This is a genomic window from Exiguobacterium sp. SL-9 (genome assembly GCF_004336985.1).
Classification (GTDB): domain Bacteria; phylum Bacillota; class Bacilli; order Exiguobacteriales; family Exiguobacteriaceae; genus Exiguobacterium.
Window position 1 is genome coordinate 462,028 of sequence record NZ_SJUO01000002.1, and the last position, 24,523, is coordinate 486,550.

At 48.1% G+C, this 24,523-nt stretch carries 19 protein-coding genes, 1 other RNA gene and 1 pseudogene; 5 read left to right on the plus strand and 16 right to left on the minus strand.

Annotated features, from left to right (window positions below; genetic code table 11):
• Window positions 1-37 precede the first annotated feature (37 nt).
• From EVJ34_RS06820 to secA2, 4 genes and pseudogenes are all read right to left on the minus strand, one after another.
• Window positions 38-1,480, minus strand: coding sequence for a carbon starvation CstA family protein (locus EVJ34_RS06820; protein ID WP_131485047.1), 1,443 nt, complete (start codon window positions 1,478-1,480; stop codon window positions 38-40).
• Window positions 1,481-1,861: 381 nt separating this feature from the next.
• Window positions 1,862-2,938: an RNA-guided endonuclease InsQ/TnpB family protein gene (locus tag EVJ34_RS06825; RefSeq protein ID WP_131437876.1), complete on the minus strand. Its 1,077-nt coding sequence runs from the start codon at window positions 2,936-2,938 to the stop codon at window positions 1,862-1,864.
• 257 nt (window positions 2,939-3,195) lie between these two features.
• Window positions 3,196-4,017 (minus strand): SLAP domain-containing protein, encoded by an 822-nt coding sequence (locus tag EVJ34_RS06830; RefSeq protein WP_131485048.1) that lies wholly within the window; start codon window positions 4,015-4,017, stop codon window positions 3,196-3,198.
• Between the two features lies 1 nt (window position 4,018).
• Window positions 4,019-6,343 (minus strand): annotated as a pseudogene (gene secA2, locus EVJ34_RS16040) (accessory Sec system translocase SecA2).
• A 282-nt stretch (window positions 6,344-6,625) separates the two neighbouring features.
• On the opposite strand from secA2, the gene EVJ34_RS06840 reads away from it, so the two are divergent.
• Window positions 6,626-7,921, plus strand: coding sequence for a Y-family DNA polymerase (locus EVJ34_RS06840; protein WP_131485049.1), 1,296 nt, complete (start codon window positions 6,626-6,628; stop codon window positions 7,919-7,921).
• A complete protein-coding gene (locus EVJ34_RS06845; protein ID WP_131485050.1) occupies window positions 7,918-8,247 on the plus strand; it encodes a YolD-like family protein in 330 nt (109 codons plus the stop codon). The genes EVJ34_RS06840 and EVJ34_RS06845 overlap by 4 nt, the downstream gene beginning before the upstream one ends.
• On the opposite strand, the gene EVJ34_RS06850 is transcribed toward EVJ34_RS06845, so the two are convergent.
• From EVJ34_RS06850 to EVJ34_RS06855, 3 genes are all read right to left on the minus strand, one after another.
• Window positions 8,244-9,800 (minus strand): SulP family inorganic anion transporter, encoded by a 1,557-nt coding sequence (locus EVJ34_RS06850; RefSeq protein WP_131485051.1) that lies wholly within the window; start codon window positions 9,798-9,800, stop codon window positions 8,244-8,246. The genes EVJ34_RS06845 and EVJ34_RS06850 overlap by 4 nt on opposite strands.
• Before the next feature lie 156 nt (window positions 9,801-9,956).
• Window positions 9,957-10,223, minus strand: coding sequence for a hypothetical protein (locus EVJ34_RS15875; protein ID WP_236636659.1), 267 nt, complete (start codon window positions 10,221-10,223; stop codon window positions 9,957-9,959).
• Window position 10,224: 1 nt separating this feature from the next.
• A complete protein-coding gene (locus EVJ34_RS06855; protein WP_236636660.1) occupies window positions 10,225-11,037 on the minus strand; it encodes a phosphotransferase in 813 nt (270 codons plus the stop codon).
• Between the two features lie 214 nt (window positions 11,038-11,251).
• Here EVJ34_RS06855 and EVJ34_RS06860 point away from each other — a divergent pair, with 214 nt between their 5' ends.
• Window positions 11,252-11,845: a YcxB family protein gene (locus EVJ34_RS06860; RefSeq protein WP_161568886.1), complete on the plus strand. Its 594-nt coding sequence runs from the start codon at window positions 11,252-11,254 to the stop codon at window positions 11,843-11,845.
• A gap of 28 nt (window positions 11,846-11,873) precedes the next feature.
• Window positions 11,874-12,452 (plus strand): YcxB family protein, encoded by a 579-nt coding sequence (locus EVJ34_RS06865; protein ID WP_161568887.1) that lies wholly within the window; start codon window positions 11,874-11,876, stop codon window positions 12,450-12,452.
• A 79-nt stretch (window positions 12,453-12,531) separates the two neighbouring features.
• Here the strand turns inward: EVJ34_RS06865 and EVJ34_RS06870 are convergent, their stop codons facing one another.
• Window positions 12,532-13,944, minus strand: a complete 1,413-nt coding sequence (locus EVJ34_RS06870) for an NAD-dependent epimerase/dehydratase family protein (protein WP_131485054.1) — start codon at window positions 13,942-13,944, stop codon at window positions 12,532-12,534.
• Window positions 13,945-14,083: 139 nt separating this feature from the next.
• Here EVJ34_RS06870 and EVJ34_RS06875 point away from each other — a divergent pair, with 139 nt between their 5' ends.
• The gene (locus EVJ34_RS06875) at window positions 14,084-14,275 is read left to right on the plus strand and encodes a hypothetical protein (protein ID WP_131485055.1); all 192 of its coding nucleotides are present in this window, start codon (window positions 14,084-14,086) and stop codon (window positions 14,273-14,275) included.
• Between the two features lie 247 nt (window positions 14,276-14,522).
• On the opposite strand, the gene EVJ34_RS06880 is transcribed toward EVJ34_RS06875, so the two are convergent.
• The 8 genes from EVJ34_RS06880 to EVJ34_RS06915 all read right to left on the minus strand — a co-directional run bounded on the left by EVJ34_RS06880 (window position 14,523) and on the right by EVJ34_RS06915 (window position 24,515).
• Window positions 14,523-18,329 carry a YobI family P-loop NTPase gene (locus EVJ34_RS06880; protein WP_131485056.1) on the minus strand — a complete coding sequence of 1,269 codons (3,807 nt, stop codon included), beginning with the start codon at window positions 18,327-18,329 and terminating at the stop codon, window positions 14,523-14,525.
• Window positions 18,330-18,866: 537 nt separating this feature from the next.
• Complete coding sequence (locus EVJ34_RS06885) at window positions 18,867-19,022, minus strand: alcohol dehydrogenase (RefSeq protein WP_131485057.1); 156 nt, start codon at window positions 19,020-19,022, stop codon at window positions 18,867-18,869.
• A gap of 127 nt (window positions 19,023-19,149) precedes the next feature.
• Window positions 19,150-19,505, minus strand: a transfer-messenger RNA (tmRNA) gene (ssrA, locus tag EVJ34_RS06890).
• A 49-nt stretch (window positions 19,506-19,554) separates the two neighbouring features.
• Window positions 19,555-20,025 (minus strand): SsrA-binding protein SmpB, encoded by a 471-nt coding sequence (gene smpB, locus EVJ34_RS06895; RefSeq protein ID WP_029595066.1) that lies wholly within the window; start codon window positions 20,023-20,025, stop codon window positions 19,555-19,557.
• Window positions 20,026-20,074: 49 nt separating this feature from the next.
• Entirely contained in the window at window positions 20,075-22,471 is a 2,397-nt protein-coding gene (gene rnr / locus EVJ34_RS06900) for a ribonuclease R (RefSeq protein ID WP_131485058.1), read from the minus strand.
• 15 nt (window positions 22,472-22,486) lie between these two features.
• Window positions 22,487-23,227 (minus strand): alpha/beta hydrolase, encoded by a 741-nt coding sequence (locus tag EVJ34_RS06905; RefSeq protein ID WP_131485059.1) that lies wholly within the window; start codon window positions 23,225-23,227, stop codon window positions 22,487-22,489.
• Window positions 23,228-23,329: 102 nt separating this feature from the next.
• Window positions 23,330-23,554 carry a preprotein translocase subunit SecG gene (gene secG / locus EVJ34_RS06910; RefSeq protein ID WP_012726902.1) on the minus strand — a complete coding sequence of 75 codons (225 nt, stop codon included), beginning with the start codon at window positions 23,552-23,554 and terminating at the stop codon, window positions 23,330-23,332.
• Between the two features lie 73 nt (window positions 23,555-23,627).
• A complete protein-coding gene (locus EVJ34_RS06915) occupies window positions 23,628-24,515 on the minus strand; it encodes a YitT family protein (RefSeq protein WP_131485060.1) in 888 nt (295 codons plus the stop codon).
• Between the last annotated feature and the right edge of the window lie 8 nt (window positions 24,516-24,523).

The window sequence follows — 24,523 nt, forward strand, 5'->3', positions numbered from 1 at the left end:
AACAAAAACATGGGCCGAAACGACCCATGTTTTTGGATTATGCGACTTCCTTCACCGGGACGTCACATTCCATATTTTGTGCCCGCATCGCTTTGGCGCGCATGTGGAACAAGACGAGCAACGTGATTGTCCCGATCGTAGCGATGACGTACGGGATGACCCCATCCATCTTGAAGCCGATCGGTGCCGTCAAAATGTAGAACCAGACGGCATATAACATGAACGTGCCAGGGATGAGCGCAATATAGTGGTTGCGCCCTTTGATGTAGAGGTACATCGCCCCGACGAACAAGGCGATGACCGCCGTCGTCTGGTTGGCCCAGTTGAAGTATTGCCAGAGCATTTGGAAGTCCATGTTCGTGAGCACGTACGAGATCGCGAAGAGCGGAAGCGCGATCCAAAGGCGTGACGAGAACTTCTTCTGTGCGACTTTCATGTAGTCGGCGATAATCATCCGTGCGCTACGGAACGCCGTGTCGCCTGACGTGATCGGTAAGACGATGACGCCGAGGATGGCGAGTGTTCCGCCGATGCTGCCGAGCATGAGTGTCGCCACTTCTTGGACGACGAGTGCCGGCGTACCGGTTTGAATCAATCCGAGCAATTCACCCGGCTCGAAGATGGCCATGGCGGCCCCGGCCCAAATCATGGCGATGACCGCTTCGACGATCATCATGCCGTAGAAGATTTCACGGCCGTTGCTCTCTTTCATCGTCGTCCGCGAGATGATTGGCGACTGCGTGGCGTGGAAGCCTGAGAGCGCCCCACACGAGATCGTGAAGAAGAGGAGCGGCCAAATCGGCAAGCCGTCCGGATGCATGTTCGTGAGTGTCATCTCTGGAATCTTGTAGCCTTGCGCGAACAGGCTGACGGCGATCCCGATGGCGCTAATCATGAGGAGCGCCCCGAAGAACGGGTAGATGCGGCCGATAATCTTATCGACCGGGAGGAGCGTCGCCAAGATGTAGTAGGCGAATACGGCGAAGATGACAATCGTGAGCGTCGTCGCGTTGCCGTCGAACAAGTTGTTGATCATGTTACTCGGTGACGTGACGAACACCGTCCCGACCAAAAGCAAAAGAAGCAGGGCGAAACCGTTGACGACGTGGCGGAGCGAACGGCCGAGGAACTTCTCAGCGAGTTGCGGCAAATGCGCCCCGTTGTTACGGAGCGAGATCATGCCCGTCAAATAGTCGTGCACCGCTCCGGCGAAGATCGATCCGAAGACGATCCACAGGAACGCGACCGGGCCGTAGAGCGCTCCCATGATCGGGCCGAAAATCGGGCCGACGCCGGCGATGTTCAACAGCTGAATCATCGAGTTCCGTTTCTTCCCCATCGGCACGTAGTCGATACCATCCTGTGACGCGTAGGCGGGCGTCATCCGTTCTTCCTTGATGCCGAACGTCTTCTCGACGTAGCTGCCGTACACTTTGTACCCGACGAATAGAATCGCCAAGGCGATAAAGAATGTAATCATGTGTGCTGTCCCCTTTTGTACATATGTAGCCAATCCCCGTCGGTCCCGAAAAATGAATCCCGTTGTTTTACATGTATAATGTAAACGCTTACGCGACTGATTATACAGAAGTTCCCAAAATTTTGTAAGGGGTTTCGTTCACTTTTTTGACACGTTTTCGAGCGTCAAAAAACGGCGCCCTATCGGACGCCGTCTCTATCCAGAACAATTATTTCAGCAATTATTATTCGTGATGTTCGTATTTGGCATTTCTACGACTTTATTCATTAGAAAGGTTGTAGAATTCTCAAGCATCACATTGGACTCAGGCCATTTCTGTTTTGTCCAGACCTTGAGATAAGGGTGTGCCATCACCCCTCCTGAGACAGGTCTAATAGACTCTCAGGCTGATGGACTATTACCATCCACCACAGGTGCCCACCTTATATTCATTGCACCAATCAAATCTCTGTGTTTTTTCAACCCGCACGAACATGAATATACTCGGTCTTTTGCCTTATTTTTTTTACCACAAGAAGGACACATTTGTGATGTATAGGCAGGATTAACATATTCTATCTTAATCCCATCCAACTTTGCTTTGTATTCAATGTACTTCGATAATCGATAAAATGACCAAGTGTGCAGATTTTTTGTGTTTTTACGGCTTGTTCTTGCCGTCTGTCTAAGTTTCGTTAGTTTCTCTAATCGAATGACAGAAACATCATTTACTTTTGCAAATTCAACAATTTTTCTACTTATTTTATGGTCCTTGTCTCTCATCCATCGCTGTTCCTTGTTACCTAGGTTTTTAACAGCTTTAACTTTCTTATTTCTGCTCAATTCTTTTCTTGTAGATTGAAACATCCTCCTCATATATTTATTTTCACGGCCATTCCCGAAAAATTTCGGCTTGCCACAGTCAGTGATAGCTACAGCTGGTACTTTTAATCCTAAGTCAACACCCATAATCTTTCCGTCATTCTTTTCCACAGTTGGAACAGTAATCGCGATTTGGGCAATCCACTTATTAGACTTTTGAGTAATGCGTAATGCACCTAGTTTATGTTTTAACAACGAAAAATTACGATCATCTTTATCGATCATGTGCGCTTGAATTGCTGCTCTTTTGACTTTACCGTCCAATATAATGGGAATATAAATATAATCACAGTCAAAAGTATAACTTTGATTGTTCCAAAAACAGATAGGCTTTTTAAGAATTGAAACATTTTCAAATTTTTTCTTCTTAGCTTTATAGAACAAACTTTGTGCATCACGTATGGCTTGATTTTTTACAACGCTCGGCAATATCACTTTTACATCTTTACTTGTTTTTTTTAAAATTAATTTCACTTCTACCATTTCTGCTACTAGCATATTAACAGTGTCAACATATAAACGACTCATCTCGTTTAAACTAGACTCTTGCTCTTTTGATGGATTTAATTTGATATTTACGGTTAGTTTTTGACTCATTCTTAATCCTCCTTTCTCTTATTTTTATAGAACATTAGTTCTTATATTCCCGTTTTTTCAAATTATTCATTGAAAATTTGATGACTATTATTTATGAAATTTCTCACATTAGAGGATTTTTAATTTTAGACTTAATCATCTTTAATACAATTTCAAATGATTTTATGGCGCTTATTTTAATGTGGTATCCATATAAAAATAAATTTCGCACAAGCATTAAAAACCATCCCCGACGTGTGTCAGGGATGGTCATATCGTCACGAACGGATTCGAATCGAGATCGGTCCGTTGCTCTCGCCTTCCGGCCGCTTAAAGCGGACGTGGAGCGGATAGTCGTGTTTCGGTAAAATCGGCTCGGCGAGCACGGCGTCGGCCCAGCCGACGACCTCGTCCCGTTGCATCAGCTCGAGCGGGAGGCGTGGGATTTGGAGCGCCTGCTCGGCATAACCGTTCCGGACGAGGAGCGAGGCCCCAATCTCCGTGTCGGTCACGTCGAGATGGACGAGCAACAAATCGAACTGGCCTTCGGCGACCGGTCGGCTGAGGATGTTCATCCGTTTCAGGCGATGCCATGCCACGTCCGGGAACGCATCGCGCTCACTGTCCGTCACGTCTTGGAGCGGTGCCGTCGGGTTCATTTGGAAGGCGAGCTGAATCGACTCGGTATCGAGGTCGTCGACATCGGTGAACAGTTCCTCCTCAAAGAAGTCGAGATAGACGGGCTTGCTCGTCATCGCCTCGAACGACGGCAAGTCCATCCGGCTGAGCATCTTCTGGCCGAGCGGTTCGCGGCGTTCGTTCAACAAGAGCACCGGAATCTCGTCGAGCGAGAACTCGGTCGCGACCGTGTTGCGGAACAAGGCGACCACGGACAGACCGCCCGGGTTCTTCGTCGCACTGAGCAGTTCGATCGACAACTGATTATCCGCGAGCGGTGGCAACGTCGTCGCATGATAACGGAACACGTACTCATCTTCTTTCGAAATGTCCATTCCTTCATCGAACACGAGGCGGAGCGTCCGCTCGTCATCTTGACGGATCACCGTCTCAACTTTCTTTCGTTTCAACAGTCCGAACATGTCACAGCCCCTCCTCTTCCCGTTGCGCAAAGTATAGGTCTAACTGGCACAGTTGAATCGTCACGTCGCGGGCGATGTCGAGATACGTCTCTTGGAAAATCTCGAGCCCTTCCTTGCCGAACTGACGGCTCGGGTCTTCCTGGCCGTAGCTGCGGAGCCCGATCCCTTCTTTCAAGGCGTTCATCGTCGTCAAATGGTTCGTCCAGCGGATCATCGAGATGGCTGAGCAACTGTTGACGGGCGAAGGCGATGACTTCCGGGTACCCTTCGATGCGCTCTTGCGCCGTCTCGATGATCCCGTCGATCCATGGTGCGACCTCTTGTTTCAACTCGTCTTTATCTCCGACCGTCTCCGGCCATGGCAGTGTCTGTTGTGTCAAATAGACATAGTCCTCGAGCAAGGCATCTTTCGCCCACTCCTCCGGCACGAGCTCGGCATCGATGTGGCGGTCGAGCGTCTCTTCGAGCGCGAGGCGCATCATCGCGAGCACGTTGTTCAAGATGGCCGTCGCGTTGGCGTCGACCGCCTCGTCACGGATCGTATAGATGATGCGGCGCTGCTCGTTCAAGACGTCGTCGAGTTTGAACATGTAGTCGCGGACCGAGACACCGACGCCTTCAATCGTCGTCTGGGCGTATTCGATGATATCGCCGGCTTCCTTGTGGCGAATCTCCCCGTGCTCGTCCGGCTTCAGTTTGTGTTCGACCCGTTTCAATCGCTCGGCGGCGTACCGTTTGACGAGGTCATCCTCGAGCGAGACGAAGAAACGTGACATGCCCGGGTCGCCTTGGCGCCCCGACCGGCCGCGGAGCTGGTTGTCGACGCGGAGCGACTCGTGACGTTCCGTCCCGATGACGTACAAACCGCCGCGCTCGCGCGCCGTCTCGTCTAAGACGATGTCGGTCCCGCGTCCAGCCATGTTCGTCGCAATCGTCACGTGCCGAGGCGTCCAGCCTCGGCGATGATCTCGGCTTCTTGGGCGACCGTCTTCGCGTTCAACAGCTCATGCTTGATGCCTTGTCGCTCGAGCTGTTCGCTGAAGGCCTCCGACTGGGCAATCGATGTCGTCCCGATTAAGATCGGTTGTCCCGTCGCGTGAATGGCCGCCACTTCTTGTCCGACCGCCGCATATTTATGGGCGATCGTGTCAAAGACGCGGTCCGGCAAGTCTTCACGCAGACGCGGCCGGTTCGTCGGCACTTGGACGACGTCCATCTGATACGTCTTCATGAACTCTTCGCGTGACGTCTGCGCCGTACCCGTCATGCCACCGAGGAGCGGATACATCCGGAAGTAGTGTTGAATCGTGATCTCGGCCGTCGTCTTATTCTCTTCGGTGATGTCGAGCTGTTCTTTCGCCTCGAGCGCCTGATGGAGGCCTTCCGACAGACTGCGTCCTTCCATGACCCGGCCCGTGAACAAATCGATCAACTCGATCTTGCCTTCTTGGACGATATAGTCGACGTCCCGCTCGAACAACACGTTCGCCCGGAGCGCCTGCATCATGTAGTGATAGAGGACGTGGTGCTCGGCGGAGAACAAGTTATCGACCGAGAACAACGCCTCGATTTTCTCGATGCCCTGATCCGAGAACATGACGGCGCGCGCCTCGAGGTCGACCGTATAGTCGTCTTCCGTCAATTGACCGAACACGGCTTGGGCGAGCCGTTTCAAGCGGACGTTTGACTCGTCCTTCTGGGCGATGATGAGCGGCGTCTTCGCCTCGTCGATTAAGACGCTGTCGACTTCATCGAGCAAGGCGAAATGGAACGGACGCTGCACGCGTTCTTCCGGCGAGCCGACCAAATGGTCCCGAAGATAGTCGAACCCGAACTCAGTCCCGACCCCGTATGTAATGTCGGCCGCATATGCCGCTTGTTTGTCAGGAAGCTCCATCTCCGGTACGTTCAGTCCGACCGTGAGGCCGAGGAACGTGTGAATCTTCCCGATCTGTTCGGCGTCACGTTGCGCCAAATAGTCGTTCACCGTGATGACATGGACGCCTTTCCCTTCAAGCGCCTTGACGAACGCAGGCAATGCCGCGACGAGCGTCTTCCCTTCCCCGGTCAGCATCTCCGCAATATTCCCTTCGAGGAGCGCGAGATCTCCGATGAGCTGGACGTCATAGTGACGGAGCCCGATCGTGCGGACCGATGCCTCGCGGACGAGGGCGAACCCTTCCTCCGTGATGGCGCGGACGTCCGCACCGTCCGTGAGCCGCTGTTTCAATTCGAGCGCGTACTGGCGAAGCGCTGCATCGTCCAATGCTTGCATCGTCTCCTCGTACGCGTTGATGCGTTCGACTTGTTTCTTATAGGTTTTCAATCATCGTGCCTGATCATTGGTCAATTGCTTCACAAAATCAATCACAGGATAGCCTCCATCGTCCGAAACCATATTTGTCTAGCTACCCTCCCATTATACCGGATTTTGTTTCTCCCTCGCTTTATTATTTCGGTAAATCCCAAAAAGTTGGAATTTCATCATGCATTTCACCCTTTTTTTTACTTCTTTCAAATTTCTTTTCATTTTTCTATTTGAGACGGCGTGAGACCGTGATACGATGAAAAAAACAGAACGTTTGTTCGCAAAAAAGGAGAGGTGGCTATGCGACGTCGGATTTTTTGTATCGACAGCGTCTCGTTCTACGCCAGTTGCGAGTGCGCCGCCCGCAAGTTGAACCCGTACAAGACGAAGCTCGTCGTCTTATCGAACCTGCAGGACCACGGTGCCCTCGTCCTCGCCGCGACACCGCCGATGAAGCAGCTCGGCATCAAGACCGGGTCCCGGCGCTTCCACATCGACCGCTTGCCGTGGCACGAGCGGCGGCACGTCATCTACGCCGAGGCCCGGATGAGCCACTATTTGAACGTGTCCGTGCAAATCGTCCATATCCTGCATCAGTTCGCACCCCCGGAGGCAATCCGCGTCTACTCGATCGATGAGACGCTCGTCGACTTGACCGGGACGGAGCGCCTGTTCGGGAACGATGCGCACGTCGCCCGCCTCATCCGCTCGACCGTGTTCCGCTATACCGGCATCCCCGTCACGATCGGCATCGGGCCGAACAACGTCCTCGCCAAGCTCGTCCTCGACTTGCATGGGAAGAAGACGGGTGTCGCCAGCTGTTTCCTCCATGACGTCGAACGATTAATCCACCCGGCCCCGATCGGCAAGATGTGGGGCGTCGGCGCGAAGATGGAAGTCCATCTCCATCGGCTCGGCATCGACACGATTGGTGACCTCGCCCGCTATCCGCTCGAGACGCTCCATGAGAAGTTCGGCGTCATCGGCGCCGAGCTGTGGCATCACGCCTGGGGCATCGACGAGTCACCGACGATCCTCCCGCCGAGCTCTTTGTTCGGGGCGAAACGGCAACGCCCTCGGACGATCGGCCACGGTATCACGCTCATGAAGGACTATACGACGTATGTGGCCATTCGGCTCGTCCTGCAGGCCATCGCCGTCGAGGTCGGGATGCGGACGCGGCAGGCCGGACTCGTCGGCGGCAGCATCCATCTCGGTGTCCGTTACACTCGGACGAGCGAGCGGCGCGGCTTCAGCAAACAAAAAAAGCTCGCCCGCTTCACAGCGGACGAGCGCGAGTTCTTGCCGGTGTTGTTGACGCTTTTTCTCGACGCGTGGGACGAGACGGAGGCCGTCCGGTACGTCTCGGTCGCCCTCGGGAAACTCGAGCCAAGGAGCGACCACGTCCAGCTCTCCTTTTTCGAGGATGAGTGGGCCCGGGCGCGCCGGTTCGACTTCCTCGACCTCGTCGATAGCTTGAACGTCCGCTTCGGCCGCGGCACGATCCGCCCGGCATCGAGCCTATTGAAAGACAGTCCGCTCCGTACCCGCCAGCGGTTAATCGGTGGACATAAACAAGGAGGTGAATCGTCATGAGCCAGACCCGCTACAAAGACCGCGGTGAATTGAAATGGAGCCCGTTCCTCATGCCCGAGCACGTGGCGCTCCTGAAGAAATATTACGCCCACGTCCAAAAGATCGAGCTGCCCGACTTGGATGAGCAGTTGCTCTATTTGTGGCAAACCGAGCTCGAACGCGCCATCCGGGAAGGAGACGCCGTCGAGCTAACGCTGTTCGACAACGGCATGACCCATACGGTGCGCGGCTACGTCCACGCCATCTATTACGCCGAGCGTGAAGTCGAGCTGTTCGCCACGGACGTGCGCCGCATCCCGTTCGGTCAGATTCTGTCCGTCCGTTAAGACGCGTCAATCGCTTCCTGTGTCGTCTCGAACGTGTCGACATGATCGAGCACGCCGTAATGCGTGAGCGTCTGCCGCACGGGTGCCGATAAGTGCGCGAAGACGACACGACGGTCGGCCACCTTTAACTCCCGGACGACGCGGCGAATCTCTTCGACGGCCGTCACATCGATGACCGGACAACGGTGGAAGTTGAAGATGAACACGTCAGGCTCGTCATGGATATGATGCAATACGTGCTCGAACATCTCGATTGCCCCGAAGAAGAGCGGACCCTCGACACTGAAGACGACTTGACCGTCGCGCGTCACGTACCGTTCCGTCTGTTCGCGGACGTCAATCGTATCGGCCATCCGTTTCGCGAACAAGGCGAGCGCACAGATGACCCCGACCTCGACGGCGACGACGAGGTCGACGAACACGGTCAGCCCGAGCGTGACGAGCAAAACGAGCGACTCGGCCGACCGATGCTTGAGCATCTCGAAGACGTGGTGCCGCTCCGACATGTTCCAAGCGACGCGCATCAAGATCGGGGCAAGTGCGGCCAGCGGGACGTAGCTCGCGAGCGGTGCCAACACGAGCACGGCGAGGAGCACCGTCAAACCGTGAATAACGCCGGCACGACGACTGACGGCACCAGCTTGGATGTTCGTCGCCGTCCGGGCGATGGCGCCCGTCGCTGGAATCCCGCCGAAGAACGGGACGACGACGTTGGCAAGCCCTTGCCCGAACAGTTCCTTGTCCGGGTTCATCTTCGTGCCAGCCATCCCGTCCGCGACCGCACCCGACAATAGCGATTCGAGCGCCCCGAGGAAGGCGATGGCGAAAGCCGATGGAAGCAACGTCGCAATCAAATCGAGGTCGATGGCGAGCCAGTTGAAGTCAGGCAATCCGCTCGGGATACCGCCATAGGCGCTGCCGATCGTCGCGACTTTCCCGGGAATGACGAGGCTGACGAACGTAGGCACGAGCATCGCCATCAACAGGAGTGGCAACTTGACAGGCAGCTTCGGCACGAGCCAGAGCGTCAAGAAACCGATGGCGGCAATGAAGACGGGCCAAAGACTCGCCTCCGGTAATGACGTCACGAGCTGAAGGAAGTTCTCGTGGAAGTGCGGCGCCTTCTCGAACGTGATGCCGAACAGTTCATCGAGTTGGTCGACGAAGATGACGACGGCAATCCCGGCCGTGAACCCGATCGTGACGGCGCGCGGCATGAAACGGATGAGCCGTCCGACGCGGAGCACGCTCATGAGGAATAACAGGATCCCCGCGAGGAACGTCGTCACGAGCAACCCTTCGTAGCCGTGTGCGAGCATGACGCCCGAGACGATCGGAATAAAGGCGCCGGTCGGTCCGGCGATTTGGAACGTCGAGCCCCCGAACAGGCTGACGATAATCCCGGCGATGATGGCCGTGTACAAGCCGTACACCGGTCCGACGCCCGAGGCGATCGCGAACGCCATCGCGAGCGGCACCGCGACGACCCCGACGGTGATCCCGGCCGAGATGTCTTTTTGCCATCTTTGGCGTGGTGTCATGAAGTTGTCCATTCTTGCATTCCTTCTTTCCATGATGTCGAAAACGAGTTCAGTTTACGCCTGTATGTATTCTTTGTAAACGACTCTGGCGAAACGTTAACATAATGGACAAAACAAAGACGCATCACGATGGATGCGTCGAAGAGTGACCGGGGTACAACAACAAATTCATAGCTCACTCAATCGAGAGGTGGCGAACTGTTTCAGTGCGTGACATAATCCGAACAGCCGGGTTGTGATGGCTTCCTTGCTTCCATAACGAATCGTATCCTCCCGTGCCAATTCTTCTTGACGTAACAGCTGATGGTGAAGGTAAGCCGTCTCGAGTAATTGGAGCAACTGTTCCCCTCTCACTTCTCGAACGATTGACGGATTCCCGTCGCTGTAGCCTGCAAGGAACCCTTCTGCTATTCCTTTTAATTGTGCTTCACACAAATCAAATCGATGCCTCTGATAGCGTTCCGTTTGTGACAGGGCGACAAAAAAGGTCTCGTATAAGTTCATGAAATTGCCAGCCATGCCTCGCGATCGGATAAGGATCAATCAAACAGACGCGATTCTCTTGCAATAAAATATTTTCGGGAGACGCATCTTGATTGACGAGACTCGGGACGCTGATTTGATCGTTGCGAAGTGCTGTCGCCGCGTTGAGCATTTGTTCGACTACATCATCTTTAAACTCGGGATACGCGGCGCTTAACGTTTTGTAGTCTGCCAAGTGCTCCGTACTTTCTTCCCGGATCAACGTGTGAATGTCCCTGTTCAAACTGCCGTGTAATTTCTTCTCGTCCGTCCACATCAAATAACCTAACCCCTCGACATCGTGTCGGACTTGATCGGTTTTTCGATAAATCTCCCCGACCTGAGCCCCCACCTGTGAAGCTTGTTCTTTCGTCATCGTATGTAAAGAAAGAGGGGCACCCCCGAATGACTCTAACGTATACGTGAACTCAGCAGACACGTAGAATTCAAAAAAATTTGGAGCAGCTCCTTGAACCGCGCGATTCACGGACTGATAATACAATTTCGTAGCGGCATACTCTGCCATCAGTGCGTCATAGTCAAATACAACAGGCTTTCCGTAAGCGACTTCTTTCGGAATCCGCAACACCAGTTCGTGACCGTCTTTTGACACTTTCCATGCGTCATGCCACGCACCTTCACCAAGAAAAATGGGTTCGGTGACACCAGCATGTCGGAACGCCTTGATTCGTTTTTCTTGGGTCCTTTGTTGAATCGTCATCGCCATGTTCAATCCTCCATTGTTCCATTCTATTTAGCATATTACCTTGACTCGAACGACCAAAGTAACTTTATTGGAAATTACAGTAAACACTTTGTTATTGTTGCTTTAAAGTGAAACACATAAAAAGAAGTAAGTCGTAATGGCAACAAATCCATTCACTATGTGAATGGTACTAAAAAACGTATACAGCGTTACTTAGAAAATGAGGGATGACACGATGAATACAAAGTATCAACTGACTTTCGAAGATTTTATGGCGTTACAGAAAGACTCGTTAAAGAGAAGCGAGCATCATAAAGCTAGATACAATATTACAACTGTCGCACTCGCCATGATGGTCTTTTTGCTCGGCTTTATCGTTCTTCATATCATATTGCCGATGTCTCTCTATTTTTATACGCTCTATCTGAATTCGGAGAACACATTTAAGCTTATTGTAGTGTGTTTAGCCATCATCCCCGTCATTTTAATGAGATCACTTATAGGAAAGTATTACGATTTCGTCACGCTTCGCAAACTTAAATCGGCTTATAAAAATGATAAGCGATGGCCACGCGATGTGACGTTGCACCTTCATGAAACTGGGATTCACGTAACTTCATCTTATATCAGTGGGATTAAAAAAACCGATGTGGCATGGGAGTCCATTAAGGTTGTTGGCGAAGACGACCATCACTTCTTTTTATACTATGAAACGAACGAAGCCATCATTATCCCAAAAATGATTTCTCCATTAAATGAATCAGAAAATAGAGCGCTTCTTGATTCAATAGTTCAACGTTTAAATCATAGTTCAAAGGTAGATAGTTGAATGTCCCACAGAAATGAGGAATAGATCGATGGGTGTAGAGTATCAAATATCATTTGAAGATTTTATGGCGTTACAAAAAGACTATGTAAAAAGAGGAAAAATTCATCGAATAAAAGCTAACATTCTGTTTGTATTATTAACGGCAATGGTATTTTTATCTGGAATCATAGTTTCCATTCTCGTATTACCTCAATCGGCATACTTGATGTCATTTACTTCGTATCAACTCTTACCAATCTTCATAGGCATCATTCTTGCAGCGCTAATGATACGCCCTGTTAAAAAGTTTTACGCCTTTGCTATAGGGTTACAACTCAAGTTCATGCTGAGGAACGATAAACGGTGGCCACATGATGTCATTTTGCACATACATGAAACGTTTATCGACCTTACCGTCATTCGTGAAAAGATGAATACAACTACACAGATTGCTTGGGAATCGATTAAAATGATGGGTGAAGACGGTAAAAACCTTTACCTATATTATGAAGAAGCCGAAGCGATTATCGTGCCTAAAAGTAACCCTGCACTGAATGAGTCAGAGAACCGAATACTGCATGATTTAATAAATCAGCACTTGAACCGTCACGTAGTAAATGAAAAATGAGAGAAAAGCGGACAGTATTCATTACGTAATAAAAGACAGAGCAATAAGGCGCAACCATCACACAATGGTTGCGCCTTATTTAATTCGTCGGTGCCTCGACGACTTGATCGCCCTCATCCGCATCTTCCCCAAGCAGACGGACGTGACGGCCGAACAGCCACATGACGACAAGGTGGGCTTTCGCCTGCGTCTTCGTATAGAACCACCACGGCAACGCCGGTACGAACTCATGGATGGCGACGAGCCCTTCTTCCGACTCGGGGAGCCGTCTGAACTCGAGCCGGCCTGTCTTGTCGTCCTCACTCAACTTCGCGAACATGCCGCCGTCGATGGAATAGGACGCCATGTCATCCGTCGCCTCATCTTCGAGCGACAGATGGAGTGCGACGAGTGACGGTCGGAGGAGCGCGACCTCCCAGTCATCGTCCTCTTTCGTCGTCTGGATGAGCGGGTACGCGAGCCGGCCGAGCCACTCGAAATACGTGTCGGCCATCCATAGCGCCGACTTGTTCTCCGGCAGACCGAACCGTTGAATCGAGCGGACGGTATACTGTTGCGGTGCTTTTTTCTTCTTGCCGCCTCCTGAGTTCTGTTTCTCCTCTTCTTCGAGTGCGTGCTCGACCGCTTCCTTGAACGGGATCTCTCCTTGCTTGACGCCGGTCGTGTCTTTCGCGACCATGGCGTGGCCCATGCTCTCGACGAGCGGATAGACAGTGTCTTTCGGTTCACCCGTCACAGCCATGACCCAAAGGCGGGACAGCTTGATCGTCGGGAACGGGAAGTCGATCATGACGCGACGTTTGCCCATGACGTCAGCCGTATCTTCAATCATCTTGCGATACGTCATCACTTCCGGACCGCCGATATCGATATGGTGGTCGTACAACGCTTCGGCCCCGACGACCGAGATGAGCGCTTGGACGGCTTCACGCAGGTCGATTGGATGCGTCTCCGTCTTCGTCCAGTTCGGGAGAATCATGACCGGCAACCGTTTGACGAGTTTCGCGAGAATCGGGAACGACGAGCCTTCCGGACCGATGATCAGTCCGGCCCGAATCGTCGTCACCGGTACGCCTTGCCCACCGAGAATCCGTTCTACCTCGAGCCGGCTCTTCAAGTGACGTGACAACGTCTTCGACTCTTTCGGGATGATGCCGCTCAAGTAGACGATTTGTTCGATATCGTTCGCTTTTGTCGCCCGGGCGAAGTTGTCGGCGATGAGCGCGTCCATGTCTTCGAACGTCGCCTGCGTCAATCCTCCGTCCGGAATCATCGAGTGAACGAGGAACATCGCGTAGTCTGCACCTTCGCACGCCTCGCGCGTCTGTTCATACGAGAACAAATCGCACGACCGCCACGTGATGTGGTCCTCGTCTTCTTTGTTTTTCGTCGAGCGGGACAAAGCGATGATGTCATATTCTTCTTTTAAATGGTCCATCACGTTCGAGCCGATATAGCCGCTCGCCCCCGCGATGACGATGGTTTTCCGCATAGTGGTCACTCTCCCCTTCATTTGCACATAAAGATACTGTACCCGTCTTAGGCTGAGATTAAATCAGTCCCGCGCCCTACAGTATGTACTGGAAAATATATGTAAACTAGACTCAACTACAAGCGGAGGAGGAATGGCTATGGGGTTTTGGTATTTCTTGATGCTATTGATTGGTGGAGGGCTCGTGATTCGCGGCCTATTTAGAAAGAACACAAACGGACTGATGCGGTTCGGCACACTCGTCATTGGAGGGCTGTTGATCGCACTCGGCTTGTTCATGTTCCAAGACGGAAGTGATGCGATTGTGGCGGATCTGTTTAACTTGTGGTGAGGATTCAATAACTGAAAACGAGTCGAACCTGATCAGTAAGGTTCGACTCGTTTTATGTCTTTGTAGCCCATTTTGAATTCTAACTTTTTTTCATCAAGTCGAATAAAATGATGATGTCACTTTTTCTTTTAAGTAGCTTCAAATGTTCAAACCATACAGCTACTCTTAAAGTGACGACAAAAGTTTTCCGGGCAACTTAAACTGTTTCTTGTTTTTTAGTATAGAGATAATGCAATAGCCACAAAAATTAGAAAAACTTATTTTTGCTATTTACTACTATATCTGAATCCAAAACTTTGAAACTAGCAATTAACTTTCTCTCAGATAACATATTCATTAAGTTCAATAGCATCTCATTATTTTCAAATACAATATTTCTATTGCGAATAATGGTTAGTTCAGAAAAAGGCTTTGGCATTACTTTTAAAGCTTTTATTAAAGATTCTTTCTCGAAGATATTAGACTCTAATATTGCCATAAATATTAGTGCTCTATCCTCTTGAGATAATTCCGACACAGTAAGAAGATTTTCAATATCGGTATATTGCAAATTGAAATCTTCAAAAGAAAAATCAGTTTTTCTGAATTCATTCAAATACCACAAAATAATAGTAGAGTTCAAAACCCTTCCATTTTCCAAAGAGGTAAATAATAGTTCTAATTTAATCTTTAAATCAATGTCTGAAGATTCAATGATCTTAGCAAATAAATTTAAATCTTCTTCTAATGATATGACTTTATCAACAAAATTGTCATCAACAAAATTAATTAGATATTGTTCTCCTATAGTAGGCTCATCATTTATTTTGAAGAAGTTATAGTAATCCACATTCCAAGGAAGTAAATTACTCTTTACCAACAAATTAAAAGTTGATTTAACTGTTTCATTCTCAAGATTATGCAATAAATCATTAAAAAATGTTGTTAATTGATAAATTGAAAAAATATTAGAGTTAGCAATAGCAACTAACAAATTGTTTAACCCGTTTTCTTCAGAAGGTTTCAATTCCTTTTGTCCTAAGTCTTGAATAAAGACATTAAATGTATCTGAGAGTCTATCTGGATTATCAAGAGAATCGATATACTCATCCATATAATAGTGATATTCATGGTCGCCTACATTCGTATAAAAGTGAAGAAAATTTTCCCATGTGTTCTTAATTCTTTTCAACTCGATTATTTTTAAGTATACCTCTAAATCGACCTCGAGCGAGTCTAATAGAGTAATCTGTCCGTTCCATTTTTCTAAAATATTAATTTTTAGCCCATTAAATATTTTATCGTTGTTTAGAAGTTTAATGACTTGTTCCTCTTCTTCTACGTACGTTTCATGAATTAAAAGTACATCTTCTACAAATTGATTTATATTTTCTTCAATTCGTTCTCGAAGATTCTCCGAGGGATGAAGAAGTATACTCTTATAATCAATATTTGAACTAGAATTTTCAGCATGGGTGACAAAAGTTTGAATAGTACTATTAGTTATTTCATAGGCATCTGCTTCTATAAGGGACTCAATCAATAATTTAGAATTGTTACGAGAATTAAGCGTCGTAAACTTTACATTTAAACCGCTTAACAGTTCACTCAATTTAATTTTATTTTCATTACTAAAAATTTCAGACCCTTCCCACCAAAATAAAAAGTCTGCATCTTCTTCTATGAAGTTTTTAATATTATCATTATAATCCATCTTAACAATCAAATCGGTAGGAATATTATCAAATAGTTTCAAGAAAAATTGTTTTGTTTTTGTTTTAGATTGTAATTCACTTTCAATTGAAGTCCATAATTTATAGTTTAAAGATGCCAATTCATTTAAAAACATCTTTTCTTCACTTAATAAATCTTCAGTATCACAGTAATCTATGAAACCTATTATAAATTCTCTAACCACTTTATTTGTTATCAAATTATTTGATAAAAACTCTAAAAAGAATTGTTTTTTCATTAACACTTCTTCATTGATATTTCTTTTCAAAAGATAAGAAAGCAAATGGAAATTTAAAATAGCTTCTGTTTCAAAATGCTCTTTTTCTAATTTCTTTTGAACTTCTTTAACATACTTTAACCCGAAATTGAAATTAGCTTTCTGGTTAAGTCTGACTTTCTTTAAAAAATCTAAATCTTCCAGACTCATCGCACCTTCATAAAAATAAGTAACATATTCCTCATAGTTCTCATCAATCCACCCTTGAAGAAGTAATACATTCAGAAGTTCCATATCTTTGAGGATCGTTTCAATTTCTTTTGCTTCATCAATTGGAGTATGTTTTAAAAACTCAGAAAAAGAGTAAGAATAGATTTCTTTCATTTCTCGTTGAAGTTTATCGATAGAGGTATTCAACTCATCAACTACAGAATCATTTTTAGACTTAATAAATTCTATTCTCTTTTGGATACTAATTGCTTTTCCATTTGCAGTTAGGAATTTTTTTAAAGGTAAATTCATACCATTTTGTCTATTTCTTATATTCTGCTCAGAGAGAGGATCTAATTGTTGAACTAAGTTCATAAATTCTATCATTTCACTTTTAGAAGACATTTTAAATATTTTATTATTTAGCTGTATCTCATTAGATGTATTTAAAAATTCTACTTTTCTTAGATAAACCATTGCTAACTCGTCTAATTCATCTAAAAATTCATTTTCAATCTCATAAAGTAATTTAGTTTTCTTTTCTACCTCTGCCTTTTTTATTTCTAAGATTTTTTTTAAAATTATATTTTTGGATTTGAAAACATTTACTAAATTCCCTTTACCATATAGTAATTCGGAGTAATCCTTAGGATAAATATTTTTATATACAATTATGGCAAACAGTTTGTTTTGTACTATACCAGAATTGTTGAGTGCGCTCCTAAATATCAAATATTCGTTACAAATGTTTTTGAGCACTCTCATATCACTTATAAAAAACGAGACATCTGTAATTAGTTTTTTTGAAATTCCATCTGAATCAGATTCTTCGTGTTTAAGAAAATTATCAAGCTTGTTAAGAAGAATACTTTCTGAATTTGATGAATGCATTATTTTCACCATAGGAATTATGAAGTCAAAAAATTTAGTTCTATTTTGAATTTCTTCAATGCGATCGTCTGATGAAAAAATATCATCTTTTAAAGCATATATAAACACTATTGATTTTTCGTTTAATTCTTCCGATTGGTTTAAAAGTTGGTTCAATCCCCTTAGTCTTTCAAAAATATTTAGATTATCAAACCTATCTAAATCTTCAAATACGACAATGCTGTAATCATTTTTTTTGAAAAAATATATTATTTCATCTAAGTATTTATTAAAAACAGTATTGGTCCCTTCAGTGTTCAATTCTATACTTGATTTTCCTACTCCTAACGATTTAATTTTAAAACTCTTTGTAACTGTTATTATTCGATAGATTGTAAACAATGTAAAAAGTAAAAATAGTATTAAATAGACAGTCTGTGTAGTATTCAATCCAAAATTAGTAATATTTTTGTATAAATCAATGTAAAGTTCATATTTAAGAGACAAAAAAATAATAAACAAGGCGATAAATATAATTATAAAATCAATGATAGTTTGAAAGACACTCTTAGACTGTATTCTATTAAATCTAGAATCTGGGATTCTTTGAGGTTTCACTTTATAAAACATCTGCTGCATAATATTGTGTTCCAACATGTTAACTACTTTATTTTGAGTGATGGTATTATTTAGACTACCTTCTTTTAAATCAAGTTCTTCCATATCAATGAATGTCGCAGCTGAAATTTCTAGCACTTTCTTCTTCCCATTGAAATTACTCCAAAAAGACTTTAAAACACTACTTTTACCTGACCCATAAGTTCCTGTTATCGCCAGATTTTTTATATCTTTATTATTCAAAGCCCAATCTAATGTATGCATATAAATTGTATTGTTAGAAGAAGTATCAGGGAGAAGAGTTTCAAAATGAAATAATATTTTTTGATCCTCATCATTAATGTAAAACTTATCCTTAACAGGACTTTCATTTATATTATCTGAATTATTATTTTGATTCCCTATTAATTCACTTTTTTCAAACAATCAATCTCACTCCTTAAAATCTATTAAATTCATATTCATAAAATTTACAATTGTCACCTTTACATTATAGTATGCTTGGTTATTTTCCAATATATAATTAAAAATACTCACCACAAAAAAGAAAGGCTGTATATAAAGGGCTTTCCTTAAAGAATGAAGATGACGAGAGTCGAACCCGCGTCCTAAAGCATCGTTAACGCATGCTTCTTCGTGTGTAGTTTATCGATCAAGTCTAAATATAGTACTGTCGTGGATGACTCGTGATTCGCACAATATAAAAACTATGAGATGAGTCATGCGGTAGAGCACACTCCTCATCGGAGAGGTTATAACCGCACTCAGAATATTCATATTCTAAGACAGAAGTGATTCTATTGGTGCTGATTTGTTTAAGTTTTTGTGAGAATCAAATCGAGTCTGATTAACAAAAGGAAAAACAAGAAGAGGACCACCTATGCATTAACTACGCAAGGATGACCCTCTTCTTTCATTTCAACTTCTTATAATAGAACACCTGAACTCAGCTAAACCGTCTAATCATTCTCCAGATTGTTTCTTGTCTTTTTGCTTCTGCAAATATGCTTCTCGAATCTGATTGATCTTATCTTTTTTATTCGACACAGCTGGTTTTTTACCGTCTTGATACTTAGCAGCGGCCATTTTACTTTTCGTATCCAATTGATATTTTCCCATTTGATTCACCTGCTTTCATTTCATTTTGATTGAGTTGCTCCATAAAATTCAAAAGACCTTCTAATCTCAATGAAATTAGAAGGTCTTCATTAAAAATCATTGATCACAGTCCATGTAGACTGTTTAAAAATGGAGACGGCGGGAGTCGAACCCGCGTCCGAAGGCATCGTAACGCATGCTTCTACGTGTGTAGTTTATCTATTGAATCTCAATGTGACACTGCCGATAAACAGGCGTTGTCGCATCCAGTCTGATTCATCTCTTCTTCGCGCCCTCAGACGGCGAGGTTGAAGCGTAGCTTGCTTAGTTTGAGACCCTGATAATCATCCACACAAGCGATGGATGTCAGGATCCGCAGGGCACTTAGGCTGCTGCGAGTTGTGTGTTAGTTTTGCCAGTTATAGGCGTTTGCGTTTTAACGAGGCCGACCCCTCGACACGCCACATACGACCGACCTACCCCCGTCGAATCCATAACGTCCCCGAGGTGGTAATTGGTACTACAACAACTATACCACAATCAGGTCTCGCTGTCAGTATTTTTGCCGGTCCCGGAGTGCCCGGTCAACGTCGCGCTTCGCATCTTTCTTCTTCAAGTCGTCGCGCTTGTCATACTTCTTCTTCCCGCGCCCGATGCCGAGTAGACATTTGGCGAAGCCGTTCTTGAGATACACTTTGAGCGGAATGATCGTATACCCGTCACGCCCTTGCGCACCGATAAGCTGATTGATTTGTTTCTTATGCAACAATAGCTTTCGGACACGGAGTGGCTCGTGGTTGAACCGGTTCCCTTGCTCGAACGGGCTGATATGACAGTTATGAAGTGTCGCCTCGCCACCGTCAAAGCGGACATACGCGTCGGCAATGTTGATTTTTGACTGGCGCACCGATTTAATCTCGGTCCCCGTCAACACCATGCCGGCTTCAATCGTATCTTCAATCGCATAATCGAAGGACGCTTTTCGGTTTTGCGCGAGCGCGTTCGAATCTTTCTTCTTGGCCATAGACATTCAGTCCTTTACTTCAATATGGAGGAGGGGTCGCCCCCTCCCGTCAACGACGCTTCTTCGCTCCGCGTTTGGCGTCGCCTGTTCGTTTTTGACCGTCTTTCTTTTTCAAGTCGAGTGCCGAGCGTCCTTGCGACGTCTTCGGCTTCTCACCTGGTTTGGACGGTTTGCCGGCTTGACCCGGTTTCCCTGGTTTGCCACGCTTCGGACGTTTGTCATCGCGACCGCGTCCTCCGCGCTTGTCATCTTTCTTCGGACGACCTTCTGTCGCTTTGATCGTCGTCGGTTGGCGACGGCGCGACTGTTCCCGCTTCGGCATGCCGACGACGGTGAAGTCGATCGTACGCTCGTCCAAGTTGACGGCGTCGACCTTGACGCGCACCGCGTCACCGATGCGGAACTGACGTTTCGTCCGCTCGCCGAGCAACATGAGCTGCGACTCGTCGAAGTGATAATAGTCATCCATCGACTGGAGACGAACGAGCCCTTCGATCGTGTTCGGGAGCTCAATGAACATCCCGAAGTTCGTGACGCCGCTGACGACGCCGTCGAACTCTTCACCGAGACGAGATTCCATGTACTCGGCTTTCTTCAAGGCTTGTGTCTCACGTTCGGCATCGACCGAACGGCGTTCGCGTTTCGACGCCTGTTCGGCAATCGAGTCGAGACGTTCCTCGTATTTAGCAATCGTCTTCTCGGACACGTCACCATTGAAGGCGTACGTGCGCATGAGACGGTGGACGATCAAGTCCGGGTATCGACGAATCGGCGACGTGAAGTGCGTATAGAAGTCAGTCGCCAAGCCAAAGTGGCCGAGCGAGACGTCATCGTACTTCGCCTGTTGCATCGAACGGAGCATGATCGTGCTGATGACCGGCTCTTCCGGTTCGCCCGAGATCGCCTTCAAAATCTTCTGCAGTGTCTTCGGTTCGACCTTTTGGCCTTTGAACCGCTCAATGTGCACACCGAAGTTCGCGACGAAGTCGAAGAAGAAGTCGAGCTTGTCCGGTTTCGGATTGTCGTGGACACGATAGATGAACGGTACGTCCATCTTGTGGAAATGTTCGGCGACCGTTTCGTTGGCCGCAAGCATGAACTCTTCAATCAACTTCTCGGCGACCGAGCGCGGACGCAAGACGATGTCAGCCGGTTTGCCTTCTTCGTCGACGACGACTTTCGCCTCGGCGAAGTCGAAGTTGATGGCACCGCGCGAGTTACGGCGCTTACGGAGCACTTCCGCGAGCTCGGCCATGAGGTCGAACAACGGGATGTACGGCTCGTAGCGTTCGAGCGTCGCTTCGTCATCACGTTCGATGATCTCACGGACGTTCGTATACGTCATCCGCTCCGTCGTCTTGATGACACTCGGGAACAGCTCATGATTGACGACCTTCCCGTTTTGCGGGGAAATCTCCATGACGCAGCTGAGCGTCAAACGGTTGACGTGCGGGTTGAGCGAACAGATCCCGTTCGAGAGACGGTGCGGCAACATAGGGATGACGCGGTCGACGAGATATACACTCGTCCCCCGTTCGAACGCCTCGACGTCGAGCGGTGAGCCTTCCGTCACGTAGTGTGACACGTCGGCGATGTGGACGCCGAGCTCATAGTTGCCGTTGTCGAGTTTCTTGACGTGGACGGCATCGTCCAAGTCTTTCGCGTCTTCGCCGTCGATCGTGAAGATCGTCTCGTTGCGAAGATCGACGCGACCCATGAAGTCCTTCTCGTCGGCCTCGTCCGGCACGGCGTTCGCCTGGTCGATGACATCTTCCGGGAACTCCGTCGGGATACCGTGCTTATAGACGATCGACAAGATGTCGACGCCCGGGTCGTTCTTGTGTCCGATGATGCGAACGACATCACACGCTCCGGCAAAGCGTCCGTCCGGATACTTCGTGATGCGGACGACGACTTTGTGGCCATCGACGGCACCGAGCGATTTGTCCGGGTTGACGACCGGCCAGAAGTTGATGCGCTTGTCATCCGGCTCGATGAAGGCGAACTGGTCGAGGCGTCCGCTCGGGAGCGTATACGTCCCGACGAACTCCGACAAGCCGCGCTTCAATACTTTGAGGAGCACGCCTTCGGTCTTGCCGCGGTTGTCCTCGCGTTTTTTGACGAGGATCGTGTCGCCGTGGTAGACGTCTTTCAATTGGTCGGGCGGCAAGAACACGTCTTCCGTCTCCCCTTCGACCGATAGGAAACCGAAGCCGCGTTGGTGAATCGAGATGATTCCCGCTGCTTGGCCGAGCACGGCGAGCGTCCCGTAACGGTTCGTCCGTGTGCGGCCGATTAAGCCCTCTTCTTCAAGGGCGTTCAAGGTGCGGATGAGCTCTTTAAAGGCATCCGTCGACTCGAGCGAAAGACGCTCGGTCAATTGGTCCACTGTCAGTGCTTTATCACTGGCTTGGATGATTTCTAGTAGTTGGTCACGTAAATTCAACGTGACACCTCCTTTTTAGACTGACCAGTCTAACGTTTCGAGAAAATCGAGCACGTCCTGGTGCAGTTTCTCTTTTTCTTTATCGAGCGTGATCACGTGTCCCGACTCCTCATACATGAGCAGTTCTTTTTGGAACGCGTTAATCGCCTCGTAAATCTCGTGTGCAGATTCGGGATCGACCATTTGATCTTTCGCCCCTTGGACGACGAGCGCCGGGACGAAGATGTCTTCTAGTTTTGTCGTTGTATCACGGACGAAGGCACGGAGATCCTTGAGCGTCGGCATCGGTTTGAAGTCTGCCATTTCCTGTTCGATCTGTTCAGGCGATTTATCTTCTCGAGATTTATATTCTCGGGCGTAGGCTTTGACTCCTTTGTATAACCGATCTTCGGCATCAATTCCGGTCGGGGCACACATCGGGATGACGCCTTTGACGTTCTTTTCCGAAGCGAGGCGAAGTGACATGACGCCGCCGAGCGAGAGCCCACAGACGGCAATCTCCTCATAGCCTTTATCTTTCAATGACTGGTAGGCGTTCAAGACGTCTTCCCACCAGTCGGCCGGTCCGTACTGAAGCAATTCTTCCGGCGGGACGGCATGGCCCCGGTACTGGGGACCCATACACGTATAGCCTTCTTTTTGCAGGAAACGACCGAGCATGCGGACATCCGCGCTCGATCCGGTAAAGCCATGTAACATCAACACGGCACGTGGTCCGCCTTCAAAGAAGAACGGTTTCGGTGCTGTAATCTTCATTGCGAACGTCATCTCCTCATACAATCCATTATTCCCAAAAAATAATTGAAAAAAACAAAAGCCGACCGCCTCACGTAAAAATCGAGAACGATCAGCCTTTCATCATAATGATGCGACTAGTAATCCTAAAATGAAAAACAATGTGCCTAGTACAGCTGCAGTTCGGTTCAAAACAGCGTCGAAGCCGCGCGCTTTCTGGCGGCCGAACAACTGCTCCGCGCCACCTGCAATCGCCCCAAGACCTTGCGACCGACCTGACATGAGCAGTACGACGACAATCAATAAAACAGCCACGACGAGTAGGCTGATTGTAGCGATCGTTTGCATAGTAGTCAGTTCCTCCTTCTTTTTACACGCTTCTTATTATATAGAAGTTGGCGTCAAAACACCAGCGTTCAAATTATCGGGACGGGTAGCTAAACCCTTCCCCAATGACCTCTTTCACCTGGTGGATGACGACGAAGGCACGCGGGTCTGTCACTTCGACGATTTTCTTGAGCGGGCCGACTTGGCGCTTGTCGACGATCATATACAACATGTTCTTGTCCTGCTTCGTATAGTAGCCATGACCGTGGATAATCGTCGCCGAGCGGCCGAGCGTCTCCGTCAACACAACGGCGAGTTCTTCTTGCTTGTCGCTGATGATCGTGACAGCCTTGCGGATATTGAGCCCTTCCGCGACGAGGTCGATGACCCACGAGCCGATGATGATGGCGATCAACGTATAGAGCACGACTTGTTCCCCGAGGATGAAGCCTGACGCCCCGACGACGATGGCATCGATGATGAACATCGACACGGCAACGCTCATATGCAAATAGCGCTCCATGAGACGGGCGATGATGACCCCGCCTCCGGTCGTCCCGCCGACGCGGAGCACCATGCCGATGCCGACACCGATCATGATCCCAGCGTACACGGCCGCGAGCAGTTTATCCTCGGCCGGGCTGCCCCAGTCATGGGTCACACTGAGGAAGAACGACGTCGCGATGACGGCGACGACCGAATAGACCATCGTCCGGCGGTCGAGCAGCTTATAGCCGACGATGAATAAAATCCCGTTCCCGATAATCGACGTGACCCCGAGGTCCCAGCCGAACAAGTAGTACAGGATGATGGTGACCCCGAGCAGGCCGCCTTCCGAGAAGTCGTTCGGGACGGTGAAGTAGTTCACCCCGAACGCGAGAATGAATGAGCCGGCGACGATCCAGGCGATATCCTTCAAGGAAATCGATTGGAGCTTCTTCCAGACTTGTTGACGCAATAGATGTTGTTGCTGACGTTTCATCATTTGTC

What these genes read in the sequence shown, in the direction of transcription:
- EVJ34_RS06870 (WP_131485054.1), bottom strand. Translation starts at nt 13,944, where the DNA reads ATGCGGAAAACCATCGTCATCGCGGGGGCGAGCGGCTATATCGGCTCG.
- smpB (WP_029595066.1), bottom strand. Translation starts at nt 20,025, where the DNA reads ATGGCCAAGAAGAAAGATTCGAACGCGCTCGCGCAAAACCGAAAAGCG.
- EVJ34_RS06865 (WP_161568887.1), top strand. Translation starts at nt 11,874, where the DNA reads ATGGGTGTAGAGTATCAAATATCATTTGAAGATTTTATGGCGTTACAA.
- EVJ34_RS06845 (WP_131485050.1), top strand. Translation starts at nt 7,918, where the DNA reads ATGAGCCAGACCCGCTACAAAGACCGCGGTGAATTGAAATGGAGCCCG.
- EVJ34_RS06830 (WP_131485048.1), bottom strand. Translation starts at nt 4,017, where the DNA reads ATGTTCGGACTGTTGAAACGAAAGAAAGTTGAGACGGTGATCCGTCAA.
- EVJ34_RS06860 (WP_161568886.1), top strand. Translation starts at nt 11,252, where the DNA reads ATGAATACAAAGTATCAACTGACTTTCGAAGATTTTATGGCGTTACAG.
- EVJ34_RS06820 (WP_131485047.1), bottom strand. Translation starts at nt 1,480, where the DNA reads ATGATTACATTCTTTATCGCCTTGGCGATTCTATTCGTCGGGTACAAA.
- EVJ34_RS06840 (WP_131485049.1), top strand. Translation starts at nt 6,626, where the DNA reads ATGCGACGTCGGATTTTTTGTATCGACAGCGTCTCGTTCTACGCCAGT.
- EVJ34_RS06885 (WP_131485057.1), bottom strand. Translation starts at nt 19,022, where the DNA reads ATGGGAAAATATCAATTGGATACGAAAAGTAAAATGGCCGCTGCTAAG.
- EVJ34_RS06855 (WP_236636660.1), bottom strand. Translation starts at nt 11,037, where the DNA reads ATGGCGATGACGATTCAACAAAGGACCCAAGAAAAACGAATCAAGGCG.
- EVJ34_RS06875 (WP_131485055.1), top strand. Translation starts at nt 14,084, where the DNA reads ATGGGGTTTTGGTATTTCTTGATGCTATTGATTGGTGGAGGGCTCGTG.
- EVJ34_RS06915 (WP_131485060.1), bottom strand. Translation starts at nt 24,515, where the DNA reads ATGAAACGTCAGCAACAACATCTATTGCGTCAACAAGTCTGGAAGAAG.
- EVJ34_RS06825 (WP_131437876.1), bottom strand. Translation starts at nt 2,938, where the DNA reads ATGAGTCAAAAACTAACCGTAAATATCAAATTAAATCCATCAAAAGAG.
- EVJ34_RS06905 (WP_131485059.1), bottom strand. Translation starts at nt 23,227, where the DNA reads ATGAAGATTACAGCACCGAAACCGTTCTTCTTTGAAGGCGGACCACGT.
- EVJ34_RS06850 (WP_131485051.1), bottom strand. Translation starts at nt 9,800, where the DNA reads ATGGACAACTTCATGACACCACGCCAAAGATGGCAAAAAGACATCTCG.
- secG (WP_012726902.1), bottom strand. Translation starts at nt 23,554, where the DNA reads ATGCAAACGATCGCTACAATCAGCCTACTCGTCGTGGCTGTTTTATTG.